At 74.6% G+C, this 10,179-nt stretch carries 9 protein-coding genes; 5 read left to right on the top strand and 4 right to left on the bottom strand.

Features of this window, described 5'->3' with window-relative positions; translation table 11 throughout:
• From AB0E96_RS32980 to AB0E96_RS32995, 4 genes are all read right to left on the bottom strand, one after another.
• Positions 1–913, bottom strand: a 913-nt coding sequence (locus AB0E96_RS32980; protein ID WP_359829468.1) for an MFS transporter, incomplete at its 3' end; no start/stop codon positions are given.
• A complete protein-coding gene (locus tag AB0E96_RS32985) occupies positions 910–2,139 on the bottom strand; it encodes an ATP-grasp domain-containing protein (protein ID WP_359829469.1) in 1,230 nt (409 codons plus the stop codon). The genes AB0E96_RS32980 and AB0E96_RS32985, both read right to left, overlap by 4 nt.
• Positions 2,140–2,186: 47 nt before the next feature.
• Positions 2,187–3,650: an FAD/NAD(P)-binding protein gene (locus AB0E96_RS32990; protein WP_359829470.1), complete on the bottom strand. Its 1,464-nt coding sequence runs from the start codon at positions 3,648–3,650 to the stop codon at positions 2,187–2,189.
• Between the two features lie 55 nt (positions 3,651–3,705).
• Complete coding sequence (locus tag AB0E96_RS32995) at positions 3,706–4,701, bottom strand: aldo/keto reductase family protein (RefSeq protein ID WP_359829476.1); 996 nt, start codon at positions 4,699–4,701, stop codon at positions 3,706–3,708.
• 177 nt (positions 4,702–4,878) lie between these two features.
• Between AB0E96_RS32995 and AB0E96_RS33000 the strand changes: the two genes are divergently transcribed.
• From AB0E96_RS33000 to AB0E96_RS33020, 5 genes are all read left to right on the top strand, one after another.
• Positions 4,879–6,162, top strand: coding sequence for a glutamate-5-semialdehyde dehydrogenase (locus AB0E96_RS33000; RefSeq protein WP_359829471.1), 1,284 nt, complete (start codon positions 4,879–4,881; stop codon positions 6,160–6,162).
• Complete coding sequence (locus AB0E96_RS33005; protein ID WP_359829472.1) at positions 6,155–7,441, top strand: MFS transporter; 1,287 nt, start codon at positions 6,155–6,157, stop codon at positions 7,439–7,441. The genes AB0E96_RS33000 and AB0E96_RS33005 overlap by 8 nt, the downstream gene beginning before the upstream one ends.
• Before the next feature lie 210 nt (positions 7,442–7,651).
• The gene (locus tag AB0E96_RS33010; RefSeq protein ID WP_359829473.1) at positions 7,652–8,422 is read left to right on the top strand and encodes a thioesterase domain-containing protein; all 771 of its coding nucleotides are present in this window, start codon (positions 7,652–7,654) and stop codon (positions 8,420–8,422) included.
• A complete protein-coding gene (locus AB0E96_RS33015; RefSeq protein WP_359829474.1) occupies positions 8,419–8,697 on the top strand; it encodes an acyl carrier protein in 279 nt (92 codons plus the stop codon). Before AB0E96_RS33010 ends, AB0E96_RS33015 begins: the two co-directional genes overlap by 4 nt.
• Positions 8,694–10,046: a TrpB-like pyridoxal phosphate-dependent enzyme gene (locus AB0E96_RS33020; protein ID WP_359829475.1), complete on the top strand. Its 1,353-nt coding sequence runs from the start codon at positions 8,694–8,696 to the stop codon at positions 10,044–10,046. The genes AB0E96_RS33015 and AB0E96_RS33020 overlap by 4 nt, the downstream gene beginning before the upstream one ends.
• Positions 10,047–10,179 lie beyond the last annotated feature (133 nt).

Raw genomic sequence — 10,179 nt, forward strand, 5'->3', positions numbered from 1 at the left:
GCCCGACGCCGCCCGCGGTGCCGGCCCGCCAGCGCTGCACGTACTTGGTGACGAACAGCTCGCAGCCGACCACCATGGCGCCGGAGATGGTGAGCACCGCGCTGTACAGGACGGTGGAGTGCCCGTCCTCGGTGAGCTTGAGCGGGAGGACGGCGAAGTACTGGGCGTAGATCAGGGCGCTGAACCCCATCGCCGTCAGGTACAGCACGAACCGCCCGTCGCCGAGCAGCGCGCGGTAGCCGGCGGTCGGCTCCGCCCCGGCCTGCGGAACGTCGGCGGGCCGGCCGGCGGCGGTGGTCCGCGGCAGCAGGAGCAGCGCGATCACGCCGTAGCAGGCGGCCGCCACGCCGTTGGCCCAGAACAGCAGGTTCCAGTCGATCAGCAGTAGCCAGGAGGCCAGCAGCGGTCCCAGGGTGCCGCCGGTGTTCATGGCGATCCGGAACAGCGACATCACCATCACCTGGCGGTCGGCCGGTGTGAGGTCGGAGAGCAGGCTGCCGGCGGCGGGCCGGTACGTCTGCGCGGCGAGACCGGCCAGCACGGTGACCGCCAGCAGCAGCGGGAACGCCGACGGGCGGCCGACCAGGCTGATCGAGACGACCAGCAGTGCCGAGCCGAACATCGACAGCACGATGGTGCGCCGCGGCCCGAGCCGGCGGGTCAGCTCCCCGCCGGCCAGCGAGCCGGCCACCGCGCCGACGCTGTAGCAGCCCAGCGCGATGCCGCCCTGCTGCTCGGTGAAGCCCTGGTGCAGCAGGTAGAGCACCAGGAAGGACTGGACGAACGCGCCGAGCTGGTTGACCAGGACGCCGGCCAGCACGTACCGGACCGGCCTGGGGGCGGCGCGCAGCACGGCCAGCGCGCCGTCCGCGGGCCGCCGGGCGGCCTTTTCGGCCGGGGGCGCGGTGGTCATGCCTCCTCGACCCGGAAGAAGGTCTCGGCGTCCTCCAGCGCGTGCACCGCGTCCAGCGAGCGCGTGAGCACGTCGGCGTCGGTGTGCACCAGGTAGGCGATGCCGCCCTCGCCGGTGGTCAGGCCGCGGTCGCCGATCGGCTCGCCGATCGCCGGCAGCCGGTCGATGCTGTGGAAGCCGGGCAGCCGGCGCAGCGTGCGCAGCCCGTCGACGGCGCGCAGCGGTCCCTGCCGGCGCGAGCGCAGGAAGAGCTTGGCGACGGTCTGCCGGCCGCCGTAGGGCCGGTCGAACCGGGCCTCGAACTCGGCCGGGCGCAGGTACCGCTCCACGACCAGGTGCTGGTGGCTGTAGCCGTAGGCCGCGTGGTACGGGTCGGGGGCCAGCGAGGGGCCCATCACCCGGGAGTTGACCTCCACCAGGCGGGCGCCGCGCGGGGTCAGCATCACCTCGGTGTGGCCCGCGCCCTCGCGGATGCCCAGCGCGTCCAGGCAGTCCAGCACGTAGGCCACCAGGGCGCTCTCCGGCTCGGTGAGCTCCGGGCGGGAGATGATGTGGCGCAGCACCGGGGCGCCGTCGACCAGGTCGATCCGCTCGGCGTAGACGTCGCAGACCAGGTGGCGGCCGTCGATGCTGACGGTGTTGACGATGTACTGGGTGCCCTTCAGGAACTCCTGGACCAGCACCTCGTCGTTGACCAGGCCCATCAGGTTGAGGTCGTCGGCGATCCGGCGGTACGCGCCGCGCACCTCCTCGGCGGTGCCGCAGACCTGGCAGCCGTCGCTGCCCGCGCTGTTGAGCGGCTTGACCATGACCGGGAAGTCGGTCCAGTCGGCCAGCGCGGCCTCCAGCTCCTGGGCGGAGCGGACCGAGACGGTGCGGGCGGCCGGCACGCCGGCCTCCTCCAGCGCGCGGACCATCAGGTGCTTGTCGCGGCGGGCCGCGGCCTGCTCCGGGCGGTGGTGCGCCAGCCCCAGCCGCCGGGCCAGCGTGTCGGCCAGGATCACGCCGAACTCGCTGGCCGCGATGACGGCTTCGGGCTTGAGCTGCTCCAGCAGCTCGACCGTCTTGTCCAGGTCCTCGTGCATCAGCTTGCGGGTGGGCACCTGGTCGGCGTCGTACGCCGCGCGCAGGTTCTCCTGGTACAGGTGGAGCGTGTCGGCGCCCTCCTCGCGGAAGGCGATGCCGAGCGCGCGGCCGGTGGAGACGGGATCGACCAGTACGAACATGGTTTGGGGCCTCACTTCAGCGTTTGGGAGTGGGGGCGGGGCGCCGGCTACCGGCCGAGCAGTCCGGCCACGGACTGCGCCGCGCGTCGGCTGATCATCGACAGGTTGCTGGTGGCGGCGTGGAGTTCGCCGACCGCGGGCTGCCCGAGCGCGTACAGGCCGGGCGTGGGGGTGCCGTCCGGGGCGAGCACCCGGTTGGTCGCGAGGTCGATCCGCAGGCCGCCGAACCGGTGCGGCCGCGCCAGGCCGCCGGCGACCAGCGAGTCCATCAGCTCCACCGCGCGCAGCGGGACCGCGGCGCTCAGCGGGCGCACGGTGTTCACCACGTGGTCCGCCGCGTGGGTGAACTCCTCGCCCTGGAGCAGGAATCCGGCGCGGTCCGGGTGCGGGGACGCCGAACGGACGCCGCGCAGGATCTCCAGCCGGCCGGCCTCGACCAGCTCGGCCAGGGTCCGCGCGGAGTCCAGCGGCATCGGCGACCAGAGGCTGACCGCCATGGCGTGCCAGTCCCGCTGGAAGTGCCGGCGGTCCGGTTCGGCCAGCAGCGACCAGGCGTCCTCGATCTGCGAGTCGCCGGTGATCTGGGCGAGCACGGCCTGCCAGCGCTCGCCGCGTTCGGCCGCGTCCAGGTGGCGGCGCAGCCGGTCGTACGGCTGCGCCTCGACCCGGCAGGCGCGCAGCACGGCGGCCGGGTCCAGTCCGTGCGCCGCCAGCTCACGGGCGACCAGGTCGCCCAGGGCGGCGACGGTCAGGCCGCCCGGGCGGGCGGCCAGTGTCCGGATCTCGGAGGGCGTGGCGACCAGGGTGGGCACCGAGACGGCCGGGTTGCGCACGCCCGGCAGCAGGCCGTTGCGCGAGACCATCCGCAGCGGCCCCCGGTGGTCGCGGCGGGCCAGTTCGAGTACCAGGTCGACCGCGCTCAGCCCGGTGCCGAGCACGCTGACCGCGGCGTCGGGCCGGATCGTGTCGGCGACCGTGCGCAGCGGGTACGGGTCGGGCAGGAAGCCGGGCAGCCCGGCCAGGCCGTAGCTGTCCACCGGCTCCGAGCTGCCGGTGCACAGGAAGGCGGCGTCCAGCGGGTGCGCCTCCCCGGCCGGGGTGCGGGCCAGGAAGCCCGCGCCGGACCGGGACAGCGCCACCACCCGCTCGCCGACCGTGCGCACCCGCACCGAAACGGCGGCGCCGTCCTCGACGGCCTGGTGGAAGGAGCTCTCCAGGTACTCGCCGAACAGCGTGCGCGGCACGTAGAAGTCGGGGTCCGCGGGCAGCGGGGCACGCGCCCGGTACCAGGCCAGGAAGTGGTCCGGCTGGTCGTGCCGCAGCGACATGTGCCGGGCCGGCTGGTTGACCAGGGCGGCCGAGGAGTCCGCCTGGTAGGCGCGCCCGGGGCCGTACTGCTTGTCCGCCTCGAAGACCGTCACCTCGATCGGGCGGCGGCCGTCGTGCCGGCGGACCAGCGCGTCAAGGACGCTGGTTCCGGCGGCACCGCCACCGATCACGCCTACTCGCACGGGGGCATCTCCTGGGTTCCGGAAGGATGTTGGGGGAGTGGGGCGGCGCCCGGCCTCAGTCGGTGAGCAGGCGCCCGATCAGCCGCGGGTCGTCCTCGACGGTGCCGTCCAGCGCGGCGTCGATCGCGGCGAGCACCTCGGGCTCCAGCCGCACGCCGACCGCCTTGATGTTGTCCGCGATCTGCTCGGGGCGGGAGGCGCCGATGATCGCCGAACCCACGTTGGGGTTCTGCAGCACCCAGGCGACGGCGAGCTGGGCCATGGTCAGGCCGCACTGCTCGGCGATCGGGCGCAGCAGCTGCACCCGCCGCAGCACCTCGTCGCGCATCCAGCGGGCGATGAAGGCGCCGCCCTCGGTGTCGGTGGCCCGCGAGCCGGCCGGCGGCTGCCCGCCCGGCAGGTACTTGCCGGTGAGTACGCCCTGGGCGACCGGTGACCAGACCAGCTGGCCGAGCCCGGCGCGCTCGCAGGCCGGCACCACCTGGGACTCGATCGCGCGGTAGAGCATGGAGTACTGGGTCTGGCTGGAGATCAGCGGGATGCGCAGCTCGCGGGCCAGCTCGATGCCGCGGGTCAGCTGCTCGGCGTTCCAGTCGGAGACACCGATGTAGAGCGCCTTGCCCTGGCGGACCAGGTCCGCGAAGGCCAGCATGGTCTCCTCCAGCGGGACCGAGTGGTCGAACTGGTGGGCCTGGTACACGTCGACGTAGTCGGTGCGCAGCCGGCGCAGCGAGGCGTGGGCGGACTCCATGACGTGCTTGCGGCCCAGGCCCCGGTCGTTCGGGCCGCCGGGGCCGGTGGGCCAGTAGACCTTGGTGAGGATCTCCAGGCTCTCCCGCCGCTCGCCCTGGAGCGCGCGCCCCAGCACCTCCTCGGCCCGGGTGTCGGCGTACATGTCGGCGGTGTCGAAGGTGGTGATCCCGGCCGCCAGCGCGGCCCGGACCAGGGTGTGGGCCTGCTCCTCGGCGACCTGGGACCCGTGGGTGATCCAGTTTCCGTACGCGATCGCGCTCACTGACAGGCCGCTGCGGCCAAGACGGCGGTATTCCATGACGGACATCCAGCCAGCCGGGAAAGGCCGGGTCAAGGAGTTCGCCGACGGTCCATCAGGCGCCGCTATGGCGTTATCGAAGAACGCTATGGCGCTCCTCGGGCGGGCCGCGCGCGGCAGTACCGTCGCGAGTACCCGTGCATTCCACCGAAACCGCGGAAACCAGGTTGGAGAGAAATGGTCGACGACATCCTGCACGCGGCCCGCGAGGCCTTCGACACGGCGCCACCGGCCGGTGACGAGGCCTACGCGCGGTACTGCCACCGGCTCGCCGACGACCTCGGCGAGCACTGGCCCGGCGTGCTGGCCGCCAACGCCGAGGACCTCGACGAGGCCGCGGCCCGCGGGCTGCCCCCGGTCCTGGTGGAGCGGTTGCGGCTGACCGGCGAGCACCTGGCGGAGCTGGTCCGGATGGCCCGGGCGGTGCCGGCCGAGCTGCGCGCCGCGACCGCCCCGGACCCCGGCGTCCCGATCGCGGACTGGGGGGTGCTGCGCCGGGTGCGCAAGCCGCTCGGCGTGGCCCTGATGATCTACGAGGCGCGCCCGACCGTGACGGTCGAGGGAGCGCTGCTGTTCGCCGCCGCCGGCAACGCCGTGCTGCTGCGCGGCGGCAAGGAGATCGCCCGGACCAACGCCGCGCTGGGCGCGGTGGTGCGCGGCGCGCTGACCGCGGCCGGCCTGCCCGCCGCGCTGGTGACGGTGCTGGAGGACCCGAGCCGCAAGGTGCTGCGGACCCTTGTCACCCGGTCGGACGCGATCGACGTGCTGGTGCCGCGCGGCGGCCCCTCGCTGATCGACTTCTGCCGCTCGGCCGGCTCGGTCCCGCTGCTGGCATCCGGCGGCGGGGTCAACCACCTGTACGTGCACCGCACCGCCGATCCGGCGACGGCCGCCGCGATCACCCTGGACAGCAAGATCCCCGCCCCGGCCGGCTGCACCTCGCTGGAGGTCGCGCTGGTCGACGGCGAGGCGGCCGAGGGCTACCTAACGGCCGTGCTCGAGCAGGCCCGGCGGGACGGCGTCGGCCTCACCCTGCGGCTGGACCCGGCGCTGCCGGAGCCCGCCGACCTGCCGCCCGGCTGCCGGATCGAGCGGCTCGGCGAGCACGACCTGGGCCGGGAGTTCCTCGACGCCACCATCGGGGTGGTGCCGGTGGCCGGTCCGCGGGAGGCGCTGGCCCTGGTGCGGCGGCACGGCTCCGGCCACACCGAGGGCGTGGTCTCGGGCGACCCGGCGGTGGCCGAGTGGTACGCCCGGCGGGTGGACGCCTCGGCCGTGGTGGTCAACGGCTCGCTGCGGCTCAACGACGGGCCCACCCTGGGCCTGGGCTCGGAGATCGCGATCAGCACCAGCCGGCTGCACGCCCGCGGGCCGGTGACCATCGGCGACCTGTTCACCCACAGCTGGCTGGTGGAGGCCGACGGCAGGCTGCGCGGCGGCCTGCCCGGCGGCGGTGACTGACGCCGGCCGGCGCGGCCGGCGCAACACCCGGGCCCCGGTCGGCTTCACCGCGGTCACCAACCTGGCCGACGGCGTCACCAAGGTGACCCTGCCGCTCACCGCCGTCCGGCTGGGCGGTTCGCCCGGCTCGGTCACCCTGGCGGGGCTGGCCTTCTCGCTGCCCTGGCTGCTGGCCTCGCTGCCGGTCGGGGTACTGGTGGACCGGGCCGACCGGCGCCGGCTGCTGTGGGGCGCGAACGCCGTCCGGCTGGCGGTGGTCGGCGCCCTGGGCGGGTGCGCGGCGGGCGGGCGGCTCGGCCTGCCGGTGCTGTACGGCGCGGCCCTGCTGCTGGGCACCGCCGAGGTGGTGGCGCTGACCGCGGCCGCCGCGCTGGTGCCGGCCGCGGTGCCCGAGCCCGGGCGGGAGCGGGCCAACGCCTGGGTGGCCGGGGCGGAGACCGTCTGCAACGAGCTCTGCGGGCCGTTCGTCGGCGGGATGCTGGTCGCGGCCGGAGCCGGTTTCGCGCTCGGCGCCGCCTGGCTCGGGTACGCGCTGGCCGGGGTGGCGCTGGTACTGCTGCGCGGGCGGTTCCGCGCCGCCGGCCCCGACGGCGGCGGTCCCCGGCCGCCGGTGCTCCGGGAGATCGGTTCGGGCCTGGGCTTTCTGTGGCGCACCCCGCTGCTGCGGGCGCTGGCGCTGACGCTCACGGTGCTGTGCGCCTGCTGGGGCGCCTGGCTGGCGCTGCTGCCGCTGTACGCGCAGCGGGAGCTGCGGCTCGGCCCGGGCCAGTACGGCGCGGTGCTGGGCATGCTGGGCCTGGGCGGACTGGTCGGGGCGGCCGCCGCGGTGCGGCTGAACCGCCGGCTCGGGGTGCGCGCGGCGATGTTCGCGGATGTGCTGGGCACCTGCGCGATGCTCGGCACCCCGGCGCTGACGGCCAGTGTGCCGGCGGTCGCGGCGGCCGCCTTCGCGGGCGGTGCGGGCGGCACGCTGTGGCGGGTCAACGCCCGTACGATCGGCCAGCGGCTGGTGCCCGAGGGGATGCTCGGCCGGTACAACGCGGCGCACCGGCTGTTCAGCTGGGGCGCCGCGCCGTTGGGCGCCGGCCTGGTCGGGCTGCTCGCCGACCGCTTCGGCATGCGCGCGGCCTTCGCCGTCTTCGCGCTGGCCGCGGCGCTGGTGGCCCGTCCGTTCCTGCGCGCGCTGGCTCCCGGGGTGCCGGCCGCCGCCGCCCTCGGCGAGGCCGCGCCGGACGGCGCCGCATCACCTTCTTCTATGACGGCGGCAAAAGGTCTTTGACCAACTTTCGATCCGTGGGGGATGCTCGGTCAGGAAAGCCGGTGGATCGCCCGGAGGATTTTCCGGGGCATTCGCCGAAGCCGGGTCTCCGAATTCACCGACCCTGCTGCGTCCACCGCACCCACCGCATTCATTGAATTCATTGCATCCACTGCATTTGTCGAATTCGCCGTGATCGGGGAATTCATGACGGGGGAGTCCTGATCGGTCGTGACTGAATTCGATTCCCCTCTGCTGGTGCCCGTGCGGCGGTCGTCGGGTGCGTTCCGCTCGGTCCTGATCCACCCCACGGGAGGCGGGCTGAGCCCGTACCTGGCGCTGGCCGGACGGCTGGCCCGGTACGGTCCGGTGCACGGCGTCCGGGCCGCCGGGCTGCTGCCCGGCGAGCGGCCGGGCGACTCGGTGGCCGGGATGGCGGACGACTACCTGGCCCTGCTGCGCGGGCTGCCGTCCGCCCCGGACCTGCTGGTCGGCTGGTCGCTCGGCGGCGTGCTCGCCTGGGAGCTGGCCGCGCGACTGGCCGGCACGGGGCAGCGGCCGCCGGCCGTGGTGCTGGTGGACAGCCACCGGCAGCGGCCGGCGCGGGCCCGACTGCCCGCCGAGGTGCACGAGGCGGTCGCCGAGGCCGCCCGCACCGCCCCGGGCCGTACCGACCCGGACTGCCTGCGGCGCACCACCGACGCGCACATCGCGGCGGTCACCGGGCACCGGGTCACCGCGCCCCACCGCGGACCGGCCCTGCTGCTGGCCTGTGCCGGCGGCCGCCGGGAACGGCAGACCGCCGAGTGGCGCGAGCTCGCACCGGACCTGACGGTCGGCCACCTGGCCTGCGGGCACTTCGAGGTGTTCCGCCCGCCGCACCAGCAGGAGACCCTCCGGCAGATCGACGCCTTCCTGGTCCGGCTCACCGCCGACTCCCGGAACACCCCGCACCCTCCCCACTGCTCCGCCCTTCCTGACTCCCTTCGGAGGAACCGATGACCACCGGACCTGACCGCGGCGCGGTCGCCGAGTCCGTCAAGCGCGTGGTGATTGCCGAATCCCGGCTCTCGCTGCGGCCGGCCGACATCAGCGACGAGGAGCCGCTGAACGGCGAGTTGCTGAGGATCAACTCCCTCGGCTTCGTCGGCATGCTCGTCCGGCTGGAGGACGAACTGGACGTGGAACTGCCCGACGACCTGTTCGTCGGACGCAGTTTCCACACCGTGGCCGACCTGGTCGACGCGGTCGCCGCCGGAGCGGCGGTGGCGCGATGAGCGCGGTGGCCCTGCCGACCCGCTGGCGCAGCGTCCTGCCGCACCTGGGCCACGAGCTGCCGCCGGACCGCACCCCGGAGTCCGCCGGCGGCACCGGGCTGCAGGTCAACCTGCCGCTGGTGCTGGCCCGGCAGAGCATCCAGTCCAAGGAGTACTGGGACATCCCGGCCGAAGTGGTCGACGCCTACCGGGCGTTCCGCCCGACGCCGCTGTGGCGGGCGCGCGGCTTCGAGCGCGAGGTCGGCGCCCGGGTGCCGATCTACGTCAAGTACGAGGGCGGCAACATCTCCGGCAGCCACAAGCTCAACACCGCGCTGGCCCAGGCGTACTACTACGCCAGGGCGGGCGCCAAGGAGCTGGTCACCGGGACCGGCGCCGGCCAGTGGGGCACCGCGTTGGCCGCCGCCTGCGCGATGTTCGGCCTCAAGTGCACCGTCTTCATGGTCGGCGGAAGCCTGCGGCGCAAGCCCTACCGCGGCACCCTGATGCGCACCCTGGGCGCGACGCTGCACGCCAGCCCGAGCCCGCTGACCGAGGTCTCCCGCAACCGGGCCGCCGGTGACGTGAACAGCCTGTCGCTGGCGATCGGCGAGGCGGTGGAGTACGCCGGGCGCACCGAGGGCGCGGCGTTCTGCATCGGCAGCGGCGAGACCTACAGCATCCTGCACCAGTCGGTGATCGGGACGGAGGCCATCGAGCAGCTCCAGCGGCTCGACGCCCGGATCGACACGGTGGTCGGCTGTGTCGGCGCCGGCTCCAACTTCGGAGGCATCGCGCTGCCGTTCTTCGCCGACGCGGCGAGCCGCGGCGCCGACCAGCCGCTGCTGGTGGCTGCGGAGTCCAGCGCCACCCCGAAGCTCACCCGCGGCGTCTACGCGTACGACCAGACCGACGCCACCGGGACGGGGCCGCTGGAGGCGATGTACACCATCGGCAGCTCCTACCCGATCCCGGACTCGCACTCCGCCGGCCTGCGCTTCCACGGCGCGGCCAAGCTGCTGTCCGCGATGCGCCACCGGGACCAGATCGCGGCCACCGCCGTCGGTCAGGTCGAGGCCCTGGAGGCGGGCCGGCTGTTCACCCGCAGCGAGCTGGTGCTGCCCGCGCCCGAGTCGGGCCACTCGCTGGCCGCGGCCGCCAAACTGGCGGCCGGCGGGGCCGACGGCATGCGGTCCGAGCACGGCGTGGTGGCCGTGGTCAGCGGCCACGGCTACCTCGACCTGGCGGCCTACCAGCAGCTGATGGACGGCGAGTTGGTCAACGAGGGCCCGCTGGAGGCGGCCCTGGGAACGGCCATGGCCTCCCTCGGCCGGGTGCCGGTCGACGAGCCCGCGGGCAGTCTCGGATGAGCGGGCGCGAGGAGCTCTTCGACTGCCTGCAGGTCAACCTGGCGGCGCTCGCGGACCGCTGGCACGGCGCCGGTACCGGGCTGCGGCTCGGCGCGGTGCTGCGCTTCCGGCCGCAGCCCGGCCCGGACGGCCT

Source organism: Kitasatospora sp. NPDC036755 (genome assembly GCF_040636595.1).
Taxonomy (GTDB): Bacteria; Actinomycetota; Actinomycetes; order Streptomycetales; family Streptomycetaceae; genus Kitasatospora.